The organism is Nonlabens marinus S1-08 (assembly GCF_000831385.1).
In the GTDB taxonomy this organism is placed as follows: domain Bacteria; phylum Bacteroidota; class Bacteroidia; order Flavobacteriales; family Flavobacteriaceae; genus Nonlabens; species Nonlabens marinus.
The window spans coordinates 1,773,298-1,788,857 of the sequence record NZ_AP014548.1; the positions used below are offsets into that span (position 1 = coordinate 1,773,298).

A 15,560-nucleotide genomic window follows, 5' to 3' on the forward strand; every position below is an offset into this window, starting at 1 on the left:
GCATGCTTAATATTTCTAAAGTAAAACTGGAAAATAGACTGGATTTGGACAATTATACATCTGGTAAAAAAATATTGAATAAAACGCACTTTCAATATTTTAATAGATTCTTATTAGGGTTTGCACTAGTGTTAATCATCATACTATTTATGCCTTGGACACAAACAGTCACAGGCAATGGGTTTGTAACTACACTTACACCAGCACAACGCCCTCAAACCATACAATCTCCTATTCCCGGCAAGCTGGAAAATTGGTTTGTACGCGAGGGTGATATAGTTCGTCGTGGGGACACTATTTTGCAAATTAGTGAGGTGAAGAGTGAATATTTTGATCCCTTATTAGTCGAGCGTACAGGAAATCAGATTGATGCTAAAAGCAATTCCGTTGTAGCTTATGGTCAGAAAATTCAAGCTTTAGGACAGCAAACAGGTGCCCTATCAGCAGAGCGTCAGCTCAAGTTAAGTCAGGCTCAAAACAAAATCAAACAAGCAAATCTAAAAGTGATAAGTGACAGTATTGATTTAGAAGCGGCTAAAACTAATCTTAGGATTGCTGAAACTCAACTAAATCGTACACAAACACTAGAAAATGAAGGCCTAAAAGCGATGACTGATGTAGAAGAGAAACGATTAAAACTTCAGGAAACTCAAGCCAAAAAAATCTCATTGGAGCAAAAACTTTTACAAAGTCGCAATGAAGTAATCAATGCCCAGATAGAGATAAGCCGCATCATTCAAGAATACAACGAAAAGATTGCTAAGACCCAGAGCGACCGCTTTAGTGCAGAGTCGGCACAGCTAGACGTAGCGGCTCAAGTGAGTAAATTAGAATCAGACCGGGCAAATTACAGCATACGCAGTGGCATGTACTACATCACAGCTCCACAAGATGGACAGATTAACAAAGCGATTAAGTCAGGTATAGGTGAAACCTTCAAGGAAGGAGAACCGCTAGTAAATATCATGCCTACAAATTATGAGCTCGCTGTAGAAACATTTGTAGAGCCACTAGACCTACCATTATTACATGTAGGTGAAAAAGTGCGGGTTCAATTTGATGGATGGCCAGCTATCGTATTTTCGGGTTGGCCCAACGCAAGTTATGGTACTTATGGAGCAGAGATTGTAGCAGTCGAGACCTTCGTCAGCGACACAGTGCCTGGAAAATATCGCGTGCTTCTTGCGCCAGATGAAGATCAGGATCATGACTGGCCAGACGGTTTGCGCCCAGGATCTGGTGCTTATACCATTGCACTTTTGGATGACGTACCAGTGTGGTACGAACTCTGGAGAAAGCTCAACGGTTTCCCGCCTAATTATTACACGCCTAACACCGCTAGCGATGCAAAGAAAAAATAAGCTATTTGTTCTTCTCACAGCACTATTACTGTTAAGTGCAGGTTGTATGGAGGCAAGTTCGCTTTCGCGAAAGCAAACTTTACAACAAGTCCCATCACAAGTAAAACTGGACAGTACAGTTCTAGGATTTCAGGAGTTTTTAGGGTACGTAAAACGACACCATCCCGTCGCTAAACAAGCCGAATTACTGATCGAAGAATCACAGGCAAACCTCTTACGTGCCCGCGGTGGATTTGACCCTAAAATTGAAGTAGATTACCGCCGCAAGGATTTTAAAGGAACTGAGTATTACGATGAGCTTTCAGGAGTGTTTAAAATCCCCACCTGGTATGGAGTGGAGTTTAAAGCAGGAGCAGATCGCAATGAAGGAACTTTTTTAGATCCATCCTTAACAGTGCCTGAAGATGGTCTTTTTAGCGCTGGAGTGCAGGTGGATTTAGGGCAAGGACTTTGGATTAATGAGCGCATGGCTACCTTGCGTAAAGCGCGATTGTTTGAAAAGCAAAACGCCGCACAGCGAGACTTGCAGGCAAATGAAATATTATATGAGGCCTCTCTGGCCTATTTTGAATGGTGGCGAGCAACTCGCGAGGTGCGAGTGTTCCAGCAAATTCTAGAGGCGGCTCGTATCAGAGAGCGAGGCGTGATCATCAGTGCCCGGGAAGGTGATAAGGCTGATATTGATACAGTTGAAGCAGGTATAGCCGTCCAAAGCCGACAGTTAAGCCTCGAGCAAGCCCTTGTAGATGAGGTAAAAAGTAGGCTTAAACTGTCTAACTATTTGTGGCTGGATGGTGTTCCAGTAGAATTGCAAGAAGCGGTTGTCCCTCAGGAAACATTGGAAGGTAGTATTGATGTGGTATTAGGGGTGTTAGGAGTGAGTCTAGATCAATTCAATATGCAAAACCACCCTAAGATTTTAGCATTGAATTTTAAATTAGATCAGCTAGAGGTGGATCGACAATTAAAGGCTAATAAATTATTACCTAAGATAACTGTAGACTATAACTTTCTAACACCAGATTGGGATCAAGTAAATACGATAACCCAAGATAATTATAAAGCAGGACTAACATTCGCTTATCCCATTTTTACAAGAAAAGAGCGAGGAGACTTGCGCCTTTCAAAAATCAAGATTCAAGATGCCCGTTATGGTTTGCAAGCAGAATCCTTGATACTTCAAAACAAGGTAAGTTCCATTTTTGCGCAACTGGAGAGCTATCAACGTCAACAAGATATCGCCAGCACTCTTGCTGATAATACCATGAGAATGCTGCAAGCGGAAAATCGCAGGTTTGAACTGGGCGACAGTTCTTTGTTCATTATTAATTCAAGAGAGGTAAAACTCATTGAGGCTCGATTGAAGCAGCTAGAAGTGCAACTCAAGCTATTTACCGCAAAAGCAGATTTATTTAGAAGCTTAGTCTTACAACCAGAAAACTTCTAGTCTTGTAAGGTGCTTAAACAATCTTGATTGAGCTAGTCCAGATCATCTTCTGGGGAAGGAACATAGGTTTTATCACTGTCTTCAGTAAGTCTTCTGATTTCTGCCATTTCCTCATCAGTTAATTCCCGGTAGTGCCCTACCGGCATGTCGAGTGAGACATTCATGATACGGACGCGTTTTAGTTTGGTTACCCGGTAATCTAAAAACTCACACATGCGACGTATCTGACGATTCAATCCTTGAGTCAATACAATCCGGAACGTTTTTCTTCCTATTTGCTCTACCTCACAATCTCTGGTTACGGTATCCAGAATGGGAATACCACTTCCCATACGTTTGATGAACCGTTCATTGATACTGTGATCGACTGTGACGATGTATTCTTTTTCATGATTGTTTCTGGCTCGCAAGATTTTATTGACAATGTCTCCATCATTAGTTAGAAAGATCAAACCTTCACTTGGTTTATCTAATCGACCTATGGGGAAAATACGGGTAGGATAATTGATGAAATCAATGATGTTGTCCTTTTCAACCCGGCGGTCTGTAGTACATACGATACCTACAGGTTTATTAAATGCAATGTAAACTGGCTTTTCCTTTTTGTTAGATATCTTTTCTCCGTCAACAGCAACTTCATCAGCTGCGTGAACCTTAGTTCCTAGTTCTGGCAACTTTCCATTTATGGTTACTCGTTCTTGCTCGATTAATTTATCGGCAGCGCGGCGGGAACAAAATCCTTGCTCGCTTAAATATTTGTTGATTCTAATTCCGTTAGACATATGGCAAAGGTACTAAAGGCAATGCAGGATTGAGAGGAGAAGTTTTGTAGAAAAAAAGCTTTTTGCTGCAGCTTTCCATTTTCAAATTTTATTTTTCAATAGGCAATAGGCAATAGGCAATAGGCAATAGGCAATAGGCAATAGGCAATAGGCAATAGGCAATAGGCAATAGGCAATAGGCAATAGGCAATAGGCAATAGGCAATAGGCAATAGGCAATAGGCAATAGGCAATAGGCAATAGGTAATAGGCAATATTTAAATAGTATCTTTGCGTGCAATTAAATTCAATTGCAATGATCTCACACGATGCTAAGTTTGTAGGCGAAGGCCTCACTTACGACGATGTTCTTTTAGTACCTGGTTACAGCGAGGTATTACCTAGAGAAGTCAGTATAAAAAGTAAATTTTCCCGCAACATTACTCTTAATGTTCCTATTGTATCTGCTGCTATGGATACGGTAACAGAAAGCCGCATGGCTATTGCTATGGCGCAAGAAGGTGGAATCGGGATTCTTCATAAGAACATGTCCATAGAAGCACAAGCTCAAAAAGTACGTCGCGTGAAACGTGCAGAGAGTGGAATGATCATCGACCCAGTTACACTTACTGAAAAAGCAACTATAGGGGATGCTAAAGCCAGCATGCGTGAGCATGGCATAGGCGGGATACCGATTGTTGATGCAGATGGATTTATCAAGGGAATCGTTACCAATAGAGATCTAAGATTTGAAAAGAAAGACAGCCGCTCTGTAACGGAAGTAATGACCTCTGAAAATTTGATCACTGCTAAAGCCGGAACCTCATTGCAGCAAGCAGAATTGATTTTACAAGAACATAAAATTGAAAAGCTTTTAGTAGTATCAGACGATAACAAACTGGTTGGTCTGATCACATTTAGAGATATCACTAAATTAACCTTGCAACCTAATGCCAATAAAGACCAGTACGGCCGCCTAAGGGTCGCAGCGGCTATAGGTGTGACGGGTGATGCCGTAGATCGCGCTCGAGCCTTAGTCAATGCGGGTGTAGATGCGGTAGTAATTGATACGGCTCATGGTCATACTAAAGGTGTGGTAGATGTGCTTAAAGATGTCAAAAAACACTTTCCAGAACTAGATGTTGTAGTTGGTAATGTTGCAACTGCAGCTGCAGCAAAATATTTAGCTGATGCCGGTGCTGATGCCGTAAAAGTGGGGATAGGTCCAGGATCTATTTGTACGACCCGTGTGGTCGCTGGAGTTGGGTTCCCTCAATTAAGTGCCGTGATGGAAGCAGCACATGCCTTGAAAGGTTCTGGAATTCCAGTCATTGCAGATGGTGGAATTCGTTATACAGGTGATATTCCTAAAGCTCTCGCTGCAGGAGCAGATTGTGTGATGTTAGGATCTATGCTTGCCGGTACTACAGAATCTCCTGGTGAGACTATCATCTATGATGGTCGTAAGTATAAATCATACCGTGGTATGGGATCTGTAGAAGCTATGCAAACTGGATCTAAAGACCGGTACTTCCAGGATGTAGAAGACGATATCAAAAAATTAGTTCCAGAAGGAATTGTAGGACGTGTACCATTCAAAGGAGACCTTGTGGAAAGCATGACACAGTTTGTTGGAGGATTGCGAGCAGGAATGGGGTATTGCGGTGCAGGAACCATTGAGGATTTGAAAGAAAAAGGACAATTTGTAAAAATCACAGCTGCAGGAGTTCATGAGAGCCATCCGCATGATGTGACCATTACTAAAGAAGCACCTAATTACAGCCGTAACTAGATGAAGATTATTTGTATAGGCCGCAATTATGTTGATCATATTGCGGAGCTAAACAATCAACGTCCAGAAGAGCCTGTGGTGTTTATGAAACCAGACACGTCTATTTTACTGGATAAAAACCCGTTTTTCATACCAGAGTTTTCTGACGATATACATCATGAGGTGGAAGTCGTTGTAAAGATTAATCGACTAGGGAAACACATTCAGAAAAAATTTGCTCATAAATATTATGAGGAAATCGGTCTCGGCATTGATTTTACAGCACGGGATTTACAGAAAAAACTAAAAGATCAAGGGTTGCCCTGGGAAAAGGCAAAGTCATTTGATGGAGCTACCGTAGTTTCTAGAAACTTTCTAAAAAAAGAAGATCTAGGAGACCTTGATAATCTACCATTTCAACTGTACAAAAACGACCAACTTCAACAAGATGGGAATACCCACTTAATGCTGTGGAAGATCGATGAACTAATAGCATACGTTTCTCAATACTTCACCCTTAAAATAGGAGACCTTATATTTACCGGCACGCCAGCAGGAGTTTCTAGAGTAGTAGCAGACGATGAGTTGAGAGGAGTTTTAGCGGGTGAAGAACAATTTCAAATACGCATTAAATGAGTAAAGCATATGATTTAAGTAAGGTTCGCGAGCTGTCCGATGACGACGCTGACTTTATAAAAGCTATGGTAGAAACCTTTATCGAAGAGATTCCCATGGATTTAGAACAATTGGCCATGGCTGTAGTAAACGATGATCGAGGTCTCGTGCATGAGTATGCACACAAGATCAAGCCTACGGTAGATATGTTCGGCTTATCCTGTTTGTACGATGTCCTAGTGCTAGAAGCATGGGGAAAGTCTGAGGACGAGATGGAGATCAATGAGCATTTCATGCGGGTTCAAGAAGAATTACAAAAAGCAGTCGATCAGCTTAAAGAGGACTTTTAAGTCATGAAGGCAACCATCATCACTATAGGTGACGAGATTTTGATAGGCCAGATTGTGGATTCCAACTCCGCTTGGATGGGTAGCGCACTCAATAAAATTGGCATTTCTGTCTTTGAGATCATTTCTATAGGGGACGATAGGGATCATATTTTGTCCGCTTTCGCGAAAGCGGAACAACAATCAGACTTAGTGCTGGTCACAGGAGGTTTGGGGCCTACTAAAGACGATATCACCAAAACTACTATCTGCGAATATTTTGACGACCATCTGGTACATAACCAAGAAGTCTTGCAGCACATCAGAGAAATGTTTGCAAAATATGTGAAGGATGCGATTGTGCCAGCTAACGAATTGCAAGCGATGGTGCCGTCCAAAGCTACTATTTTAAAGAATGCTTACGGTACAGCTCCTGGAATGTGGCTGGAGCGAAATAATACAATTTTCGTTTCTATGCCTGGAGTTCCTTTCGAGATGAAGTCTTTGATGGGCGATGAGGTGTTACCATTGTTAAGCAAAACAGCAGGGCTGCCTTATATATACCACCGTACTATACTTACAGCAGGTCAAGGTGAAAGTACCATTGCATTGAGGGTAGAGGCTTGGGAGGATGCTCTGCCGCCTCATATCAAGCTCGCGTATTTGCCTAGTTTAGGGTCTGTTCGCTTGCGGTTGTCCAGTACAGGTAGCCACAGGGATCAAGTGATAAATGCAGTAGATGATCAAGTGGTTGCTTTATATGAATTGATAGAAGACATCATTATAGGAGAAAGTAATGAAGATTCTATGGCGCAACAAGTGTCTGCTCTTTTCAAAAAATCAGGATTAACACTAGCAGTAGCTGAAAGCTGTACAGGCGGTCAAATTGCGCAGCAATTGACAGAGCATTCTGGCGCATCTCAATTTTTTATGGGAGCTTCAGTGACCTACGCAACTCGTTCAAAAATTGACCTTCTAGATGTAGATCCAGCGGTAATTGATACACATACAGTAGTTAGTGAACAAGTCGCTATAGCTATGGCTGTAGGGGCGCGTAAAAAATTTCATTCAGATATAGCGGTGTCCACTACGGGCAACGCTGGACCCAGTAAAGGAGATAGTGATGCAGAGGTCGGAACTGTCTTCATAGGTATTTCTACTGAAGATGAGTCGTTTGCGATTAAATTCATGATGGGAAACCACCGAGAACGTGTAATTCAGAAAACCGTCAACAAGGCATTTGAACTCTTGCAAAAAGAAATATTAAAATTACAGGCAAAATAGGTTTGTGTGTTCCAATTTATATTCGTTATTTTGCATTCCGATTTTAAACACAGATAATCATGTCACGAGTTTGTGAACTTACTGGTAAAAAAGCGATGTCTGGGAACAATGTTTCTCACGCTATGAACAAAACGAAGCGTAGATTCAACGTGAACTTGTTCAAAAAACGTTTTTACCTTCCAACTGAAGATAAGTGGATCACCTTGCGTGTCTCTGCTAAAGCGATAAAGAACATCAATAAAAAAGGCATTACTGCCATGGTTAAAGAAGCTCGTGCAAACGGCTTAATTTCCAAGAAGTAATTCCTGATAGAATAGCACTAAGATGGCAAAGAAAGGCAATAGAATACAAGTAATCTTGGAATGTACAGAGCATAAGGCTACTGGACAACCAGGTACTTCTCGTTACATCACAACGAAGAATAAAAAAAATACTCCAGATCGTCTTGAAATCAAGAAATTCAACCCGATCTTGAAGAAAATGACTGTTCATAAAGAAATTAAATAATTAAGACATGGCAAAGAAATCCATAGCAACCCTTCAATCTGGGTCAAAAAGATTAACTAAAGCCATCAAGATGGTGAAGTCGCCTAAGACTGGTGCTTATACATTTGTAAGCGCTATCATGGCTCCTGAATTAGTAAACGATTTCTTGGAAAAGAAATAAGTTGGTTAGTTAAGATGATAAGACCGCGTTGCGTTAGCAGCGCGGTCTTTTTTTTGAATTGTTTTCTCAGCGGCTGGAAGCCATCAACTAGTGGTGTGTTCTAAGAAGCGGCATCAACTTTTTTCTTCATAAGTATGGATACCTCGCTATATGTTAACTTTGCCTAACCAACGGATTACTATGAGTTTTTTTAAAAAAATATTTACCAAAGAGAAGAAAGAAAGTCTGGATAAAGGTTTAGAGAAATCTAAATCCAGCTTTATGGATAAATTAGGTAAAGCTGTAGCTGGAAAGTCTAAAGTAGACGATGATCTTTTAGACGACCTTGAAGATGTTTTAGTGTCTAGCGACATAGGCGTTGCTACTACCATTAAAATAATCAACAGGATTGAAGAGCGCGTCGCTAGAGATAAATACTTAGGAACGGAAGAACTCAATAAAATCATGAGGGAAGAAATTGCCGGATTGATGAGTGAGGTCAATAGCGGTGATGCTACTGATTTTGTTATTCCCCAACAAGACGTCCCTTATGTAGTAATGATTGTAGGGGTGAACGGTGTAGGAAAGACGACTACCATTGGAAAACTTGCCCATCAACTTAAAAAGGCAGGCAAAAAAGTAGTTTTAGGTGCGGGCGATACGTTTAGAGCCGCCGCGGTGGACCAATTACAGATCTGGGCTGATCGCGTAGGAGTAGATATCGTAAAACAAAAAATGGGAAGTGATCCAGCCAGCGTGGCCTTTGATACCTTACAAAGTGCCGTCGCTAGTAAAGCAGACGTCGTGTTGTTAGACACAGCCGGAAGGCTGCATAACAAAGTCAACCTGATGAACGAGTTGACTAAGATCAAACGAGTCATGGAAAAGGTGATTCCTGGAGCGCCTCACGATGTGATGTTAGTTCTTGACGGGTCTACAGGTCAAAATGCTTTTGAGCAAGCCAAGCAATTTACAGCAGCTACAGAGGTGACATCACTAGCAATAACTAAATTAGACGGCACCGCAAAAGGTGGTGTGGTAATAGGCATCTCTGACCAATTTCAAATTCCAGTACGCTACATAGGTGTAGGGGAAGGAATGGAAGATTTACAAGTGTTCAATAAAGTCGAGTTTGTAGATAGTTTCTTCAATTAGCACATTTATTCTTCGATCAATAAAAACACTCCAGAGAACAACAGGTTTCTCTGGAGTGTTTTATTTTTAGACAAAGATTCACTCATGAGAAAATTAGTACTCCTATTCGCTTTTAGCTTAAGCTTTCTGGCTTGTAAAACTTCTGAAACTACGTCTACCACTGGGTCAAAAGCCGCAGAAAAAGATCAACCAGAACAAATAGATACGCTCACCCCATTAGAGTTGAAGGTACTGGACTCTAAATACATTACGAGAGAGGATGTGTTTGCAGGCCTAGAACAACAGGTTTTGGACTTCAGTACTAATTCTTCTAATGGCACTCGAACGGTTGAGCTACTAAATAAACTTGTTCTAGAAAAGAGTATTCCTGAAATACAAAAAGCGATCTACGATGGCAAGTTTACTTATGAAGAGCTCAGTTTGTACTACTTAAATAGAATTTACAAATACGACAGGAACAACGATCTTTCTTTGAATTCCGTAATTGCACTTAACCCAAAGGTATTAGAACAAGCGAGAGAGGCAGATGCTCGTTTGGAGAAAATGAAAGAGAATGGCGAGACATTGGACCCCTACAGCATCGTTGGAATGCCTATCCTATTAAAGGATAACATCAATACCGCTGACATACCTACAACGGCTGGAGCAGCTGTCTTAATTGACAACCAAACAGACGACGCACAACTCGTTAAAAATCTTAAAGATGCGGGAGCGATTATCTTGGGTAAAGCAAACCTAAGCGAGTGGGCCTATTTCTTTTGTGGCGATTGTCCCAGCGGGTATAGCGCTGTAGGTGGTCAAACCTTAAGTCCTTACAAGAGAAAATATTTCGATACAGGCGGTTCCAGTAGTGGTAGCGGCGTCTCGGTTGCTGCAAACTTTGCAGTAGCTGCGGTAGGGTCTGAAACTAGCGGCTCTATACTTTCTCCAGCGTCCCAAAACTCTGTTGTTGGATTGAAACCTACGGTAGGTACAATTTCAGGACAAGGCGTTGTTCCTATCTCTAGTTATTTAGATACAGCAGGACCCATGGCTAAGAATGTAGTGGATACTGCTATTTTATTGAACGCTATGCGAGGAGCAGATTCAGATGTTTTGGAAAAAGAATTAATTCCTAAATTAAAGTCTTACTCCCTAGAAGGAAAGAGGTTTGGTGTATTTAAAAACTTCTTAGAAACCCCCTTATACGCTGCTGCTATCCAAGATATCAAAAATCAAGGAGCTGTTATTGTAGAATTAGAGCCTAAGGAAGTCCGCTTAAATGGATTTTTGAAACTGCTTAACGCAGACATGAAGCTGGATTTACCTCAATATTTCAAAACTGCAGGTAATTCAAAGTATAGCAGCTGGGATGTGTATCAAGTCATGCAGGAAAATCTTAAAGACTCTCTAAGAGCAATGCCTTACGGTCAACGTTTATTTCAAGGCATCATGGACGAACCTGAAATGACAGACGTTGAATTTGCAGCATTCAAAGCTGAAATGACACAAACAGCTCAAGAGTATTTGAATGGGTACTTCGAACGCTATGAATTAGATGGGATCCTTTCTATTAATAACTATACCGCAGGAGTTGCCGCGGTGGGCTTTTTCCCTGCTATGACAGTTCCTATGGGTTATGATAAAGATGGAAAGCCATATGGTTTGACCTTTATTGCACCCTCAGGAAAGGATAGAGAATTGTTAGGATGGGGAGCAGGTTATGAACGCGTAAGTAAGAAGCGACAAATGCCGACAGACTACCAAAAGTAACCCATGTCACAAGATAACAAACCACCTTTATTTACCCCTAAAAGCCTGCGCATTTTCACTAAAATTGTGGCGATTTATGGTGCTTTCTATGTAGCTACAGTCATTGCAAAAAGCATTAGCGATCCGCTAAGTGAGAATCCTATGGCGCCGTCGAATGGGTATATGCCGCTTTATTTTTTGGCTGCAGTTCATTTGGTTTTGGGAGGGGTTAACCTAGCAATCATCTTATTTAAAAAATACAACTGGATCATTCCTTCCATTAGTGCAATCCTTATGATAGGCGCTAGAGTCTATTATGAGGATATTGCCTTGTGGGTTTGGAGTTGGTCGTAATAAATACATTATGAAAAATTTCCATTGGCTATTCTTAGCCTTTACCTCAGTGGGCATAGTTTCAGCTCAAGATTATGAAAAGTTGTCTCAAGAATATCGCAATGAGTTATCGAGAGAATATAAAGCAGCAGACAATCCGCCTTTATCGGGAATGGATAAGGTGAATTTTAAAGCCTTAAAATTTTACGATTTCAATCCAGATTTTGTGATTGAAGCAAGATTTGAGGCATTAGACAATACGCAAGAAATGCAACTCAACACCTCTAAACCCTTGATCCAAACCTACACCAAGTATGGCTACCTTCATTTCCAGTATGAAGGGAAACAACATAAGTTGCTCGTATTGCAAGCGGAGAATTTAAAGAATGATCCAGAGTATTACAATTACCTGTCCGTATATTTTACAGATGAAACGAATGGTAAAGGATCCTACAAAATGGGGCGCTATATGGAATTGCGCGCACCGCTAGAGGAAACCTTAGTCCTCAATTTTAACAACACTTACAACCCGTATTGCGCCTATAGTGATCGCTATGCCTGTCCAGTTCCCCCTAAAGAAAACAAATTACCCTTTGCTATTGAGGCGGGAGTAAAGACAGGTTTTCACGGCAAGCTGATTAAAAAGTAGAGTAACTATCATTCTAAGTTTCTTAGAAAAGCTAAATTTTGATTCTTATGACGCTTTCGCGAAAGAGAACTATTGACAAATTGTTTTTATCGACACCAGCTTGTAGATAGGACTTCAAAGAATCAATTCACTTAGAGTAATGTGATTAGCTAACTCCGAGGTTTGGTATTAGGTAAGTTGGTTTTCATAAAACAAATGTATATCCTATTCCAATTTGGAACTCCTCATATTTGCCCACATGTTTATAGCTAACATAAGGCTTCCATCTCCTGAAATAATAAGAAGCCCTAGAGTTAAATTCATGTAACTGATTCCAATAAATAAAATCTGTGGAAATCTCAAAACCTCCTAAAAAATAATTACTATACCCCAAACCGAAACCGATGTTATTAGTCCTTTGGTCACCATTGTAATTCAAATGGCCAACAATTACACTTAATGTTCCAAGCTTATATGCAGATGAATTTTTCAGTGTGATTCTTGATTTTACTTTATAACTAAAATATTGATTGCCATTAAAAGCTGCCTTTTCAAAAGTTCCAATTAAACTGAGATAGATGGGAGCATTTAATTGTATATATTTCTGAAGTTGTATAATAGCATTTTTGTTTCTATTAAAATCTGTGGAATAGGCAAGAGTTGCATTCAGCCCACCCGGAATCTGATCATACAGATTTTGAAACGTGAATCCATAGGTATTATAATTAATACCATAATGGGGACTGATTTTGTAAAGATTATGATGAGAATGTATCACTACAAGATCCTCATTAACTTTTAATTCAACATCTATAACATTTGAATCACTTACCTCAATACTTCGACTCTCGTATCCTGAAAATTTAAACAGCAGCGTGTCTGTTGGTTGTGCGTGAATAGAATAATTACCATCAAAATCAGAGGTCGCCTTTTCTTCAGTTTTTAAATTTTTAATAGTAACCCCTAGTATTGGCTCATCATCAATATCTGTAATTTTTCCAGTGATACTATTTTGGCAAGCCGCCCATTGACCAATACATATCAGTAATATTGTAAGAAAAAAAGGCTTTTTAAGCATACTTAAAAATAAATACAGTTTAAGTTCTCCTAACTTAAAGGATCATTAATAGGACACATTATTCTAAGTATTAAAAAAAGACCAATGAAAAAAATCATCGGCTTTTAATCCACTTTCTTCAGAAACCTATAATAGGCGATAAACTAGGCCGACGGATGATATGGTACCTACAAGTTCTGCAGGTGAAGCGTTTGCTGTCGTAAAACTGTTTCGTAAACGCAATTTCACTTCAGCGCTTATTTTTCTACTTATTTCAACTCCAGCTAAAATATTGAAACTAAAATCTGTCGCGAAAACCCTATTTCTAGCAGGTTCATCATATAATAATTCTGAAGAACTCAAAACCGAGTTATATTGAATTTGCACGCCAGGATAAAATCTTAAATTGTCGCTAGCATAAATGTAATATCGAGGACCAATACCTATACTCAAAGTATTATATGTTATCTCCGCTTCTGTTTCTTGTCTATTAAAATCTGATTGATTATTCTCAAAATATATAGCAGTATCATTGAATGATGCATAAGCTAGTTCCCCCACTAAAGTAAACTTGTTGTTAGCCGGGTCAAGGTTATATTCAGCTCTCAAATTAGGTGAAAAACTGGTCCCGCCAAATTCTGCGTCACCTCTAATGGCTGTTGTGAAGTCTGCCGTGATTGTATTAAAATTGACTGCAAGCCCAACGAGTATAGACCAAGGCTTGTAATTGCTCTGCGTTTCGAAGACAGCAGCTGGTGCACCGTTACATTCATTAGTCTTTAAAATATATTTTGTCAGATCCTTCTCATCATAATCCACATCTGCAATGATGGACGAAATGAAACTGTCACAACCGTATCCTTCAAAAAGGGTTCTTCGGTAGTCGGTGTTTTTAGAAATACCTTCTACGCTGTTTGAATAAACATTATAGACAAGTAGCTCTGGTGTCTGCATCTCTCTAGCTGCATAATAGCTGGTGTTTCTACTTGTTCTGTAAGCGTAAAGATCAATAGCTCCCTCCACTATCTGTTCTAAGAGGATAGTTTCTTTCTTTAATACTGGGTCTTTTCCTGGTGAAGCATCATTTTCTTTGAAACTACTCTTGTTGACTTGAACCTTAAACTTTTTAAATCGTACGGAATTATCATCGTAACCAAATTCCTCAATCTGATCAATCTCATATCCATTAAGATCACCTCCCTTGCTAGTTGCATAATAAATCATTTCAGGAGTCACATTATAATTAGATCTTTCAAAATAAACGGATGATTTAGTTCCGTTTTCTTTGATGATGTAACCGGGAACTTGTGTCGTTTGAGCCCCACAAAACGCGGTTAACAATAAAACTATTGGTATGAGGTAATTTTTTTTCAAAGTTGATATTTTAAAATTTAGTCCAAAATACATACTGTATGTGGATTTTCAATTTCGAAACATAGGTTTTTAAAATAAACAAGGTAAACTGTTGATCTTAAGTTTCCGCTTTCGCGAAAGCGGGATTTTCTTAAAAACGTATGGTTTTAGATAAATAAATAGAAAATTCATTGTAGGCTTCAAGATCCTCATATTGCAAACCAATGTCAACTATACGATTGTTATACTCTGTACCTAAAATCCAATGATATAAATCTCTATATTTTACAAAGGAACCGTTGAAGCATATGCCAGAAGGTATATAGATAGAGTGTTTTATACCGTAGCCAAAACTTTCTATGTTTTCGCTAGCGTTATAGTTGAGATGAGCCAGTACAATTGAAGGTATCCATTTAAAAATACGGTAGTTTGTACCTGGATTTAAAATCAATTGGTAATTAAAAAATTGATTTCCTTTAAAGTCTGCTTTTTGGAATGCTATAGTGGTAGATAAATCCCAATCGTTCCTTAATCTAAAATGTTTTTCCATAGTTACGTCTGCACGATCGTTGCTGGAAAAATCAGTTGCATATCCTAAATTTATATCTGTATCCGCTAATATGTTTAGATAACCAGTATTAGCATAAATGCCAGTTGTTCCATAATTGGATCCATAACTAACGCCAATTTTTTTGGGCTTGTAATACTCTGTTATCACTAGCACACAACCAGGAATCAACTTCAGCCTAATTTCAATGTTATTAGTATTAGTTACTACATATTGTAAATTTTCATAATAGATATTTTCAATATTCAGGGTGTCGCCTACTTTTGCTCGAATTAAGAATCTGCCTTTATTGTCAGTGAATTCAATCTTTTTCTTAGAGCTGACGTTTTTAATAGAGGTGTATGAAATACCTTCTCCTAGAGAATCTAAGACCACACCTCGAATCTTGCGTTGTGCCTCGCAGGACAGACTCGTCATTATTAGAGCCAGCAAGAAAATTAATAATCTCATGAGCTAAAGATATATAACTTAATCCCGTCAGCTGTTTAAAGTGAACGGCCACATTTGTCGTAAATTTGCAGCCGC

18 protein-coding genes are annotated in these 15,560 nt (G+C 39.5%); 13 read left to right on the forward strand and 5 right to left on the reverse strand.

Annotation, left to right across the window (positions count from 1 at the left end):
* Nucleotides 1–2: 2 nt before the first annotated feature.
* Entirely contained in the window at nt 3–1,361 is a 1,359-nt protein-coding gene (locus tag NMS_RS08130) for an HlyD family secretion protein (protein ID WP_041496255.1), read from the forward strand.
* Nucleotides 1,345–2,808 carry a TolC family protein gene (locus tag NMS_RS08135; protein WP_041496256.1) on the forward strand — a complete coding sequence of 488 codons (1,464 nt, stop codon included), beginning with the start codon at nt 1,345–1,347 and terminating at the stop codon, nt 2,806–2,808. The genes NMS_RS08130 and NMS_RS08135 overlap by 17 nt, the downstream gene beginning before the upstream one ends.
* 32 nt (nt 2,809–2,840) lie before the next feature.
* Here NMS_RS08135 and rluF read toward each other — a convergent pair whose 3' ends face one another.
* Complete coding sequence (rluF, locus tag NMS_RS08140) at nt 2,841–3,590, reverse strand: 23S rRNA pseudouridine(2604) synthase RluF (RefSeq protein WP_041496257.1); 750 nt, start codon at nt 3,588–3,590, stop codon at nt 2,841–2,843.
* An 88-nt stretch (nt 3,591–3,678) separates the two neighbouring features.
* The gene (locus NMS_RS13920; RefSeq protein WP_158448978.1) at nt 3,679–3,843 is read right to left on the reverse strand and encodes a hypothetical protein; all 165 of its coding nucleotides are present in this window, start codon (nt 3,841–3,843) and stop codon (nt 3,679–3,681) included.
* Nucleotides 3,844–3,884: 41 nt separating this feature from the next.
* Here NMS_RS13920 and guaB point away from each other — a divergent pair, with 41 nt between their 5' ends.
* The 11 genes from guaB to NMS_RS08190 all read left to right on the forward strand — a co-directional run bounded on the left by guaB (nt 3,885) and on the right by NMS_RS08190 (nt 12,078).
* Nucleotides 3,885–5,360: an IMP dehydrogenase gene (guaB, locus tag NMS_RS08145; protein ID WP_041496258.1), complete on the forward strand. Its 1,476-nt coding sequence runs from the start codon at nt 3,885–3,887 to the stop codon at nt 5,358–5,360.
* Complete coding sequence (locus NMS_RS08150; RefSeq protein WP_041496259.1) at nt 5,361–5,975, forward strand: fumarylacetoacetate hydrolase family protein; 615 nt, start codon at nt 5,361–5,363, stop codon at nt 5,973–5,975.
* On the forward strand, nt 5,972–6,304 hold the full coding sequence (locus NMS_RS08155) for an Hpt domain-containing protein (protein WP_041496260.1): 333 nt from the start codon (nt 5,972–5,974) through the stop codon (nt 6,302–6,304). Before NMS_RS08150 ends, NMS_RS08155 begins: the two co-directional genes overlap by 4 nt.
* Nucleotides 6,305–6,307: 3 nt before the next feature.
* Nucleotides 6,308–7,564 (forward strand): competence/damage-inducible protein A, encoded by a 1,257-nt coding sequence (locus NMS_RS08160; protein ID WP_041496261.1) that lies wholly within the window; start codon nt 6,308–6,310, stop codon nt 7,562–7,564.
* A gap of 59 nt (nt 7,565–7,623) precedes the next feature.
* Nucleotides 7,624–7,866: a 50S ribosomal protein L28 gene (rpmB, locus tag NMS_RS08165; RefSeq protein ID WP_041496262.1), complete on the forward strand. Its 243-nt coding sequence runs from the start codon at nt 7,624–7,626 to the stop codon at nt 7,864–7,866.
* Nucleotides 7,867–7,888: 22 nt separating this feature from the next.
* Entirely contained in the window at nt 7,889–8,071 is a 183-nt protein-coding gene (rpmG, locus tag NMS_RS08170) for a 50S ribosomal protein L33 (protein WP_041496263.1), read from the forward strand.
* A gap of 7 nt (nt 8,072–8,078) precedes the next feature.
* The gene (locus tag NMS_RS13625) at nt 8,079–8,231 is read left to right on the forward strand and encodes a DUF4295 domain-containing protein (RefSeq protein WP_070097868.1); all 153 of its coding nucleotides are present in this window, start codon (nt 8,079–8,081) and stop codon (nt 8,229–8,231) included.
* 180 nt (nt 8,232–8,411) lie between these two features.
* Nucleotides 8,412–9,365 (forward strand): signal recognition particle-docking protein FtsY, encoded by a 954-nt coding sequence (gene ftsY / locus NMS_RS08175; protein WP_041496264.1) that lies wholly within the window; start codon nt 8,412–8,414, stop codon nt 9,363–9,365.
* A gap of 84 nt (nt 9,366–9,449) precedes the next feature.
* Complete coding sequence (locus NMS_RS08180) at nt 9,450–11,117, forward strand: amidase family protein (protein ID WP_041496265.1); 1,668 nt, start codon at nt 9,450–9,452, stop codon at nt 11,115–11,117.
* A 3-nt stretch (nt 11,118–11,120) separates the two neighbouring features.
* A complete protein-coding gene (locus NMS_RS08185; protein ID WP_041496266.1) occupies nt 11,121–11,450 on the forward strand; it encodes a hypothetical protein in 330 nt (109 codons plus the stop codon).
* A 10-nt stretch (nt 11,451–11,460) separates the two neighbouring features.
* Nucleotides 11,461–12,078: a DUF1684 domain-containing protein gene (locus tag NMS_RS08190; protein ID WP_041496267.1), complete on the forward strand. Its 618-nt coding sequence runs from the start codon at nt 11,461–11,463 to the stop codon at nt 12,076–12,078.
* A 184-nt stretch (nt 12,079–12,262) separates the two neighbouring features.
* Here the strand turns inward: NMS_RS08190 and NMS_RS08195 are convergent, their stop codons facing one another.
* The 3 genes from NMS_RS08195 to NMS_RS08205 form a co-directional block, all read right to left on the reverse strand.
* On the reverse strand, nt 12,263–13,135 hold the full coding sequence (locus NMS_RS08195; RefSeq protein ID WP_041496268.1) for a carboxypeptidase-like regulatory domain-containing protein: 873 nt from the start codon (nt 13,133–13,135) through the stop codon (nt 12,263–12,265).
* 126 nt (nt 13,136–13,261) lie between these two features.
* Nucleotides 13,262–14,488, reverse strand: coding sequence for an outer membrane beta-barrel protein (locus NMS_RS08200; protein WP_158448980.1), 1,227 nt, complete (start codon nt 14,486–14,488; stop codon nt 13,262–13,264).
* Nucleotides 14,489–14,618: 130 nt separating this feature from the next.
* Nucleotides 14,619–15,485: a hypothetical protein gene (locus NMS_RS08205; RefSeq protein ID WP_148311355.1), complete on the reverse strand. Its 867-nt coding sequence runs from the start codon at nt 15,483–15,485 to the stop codon at nt 14,619–14,621.
* Between the last annotated feature and the right edge of the window lie 75 nt (nt 15,486–15,560).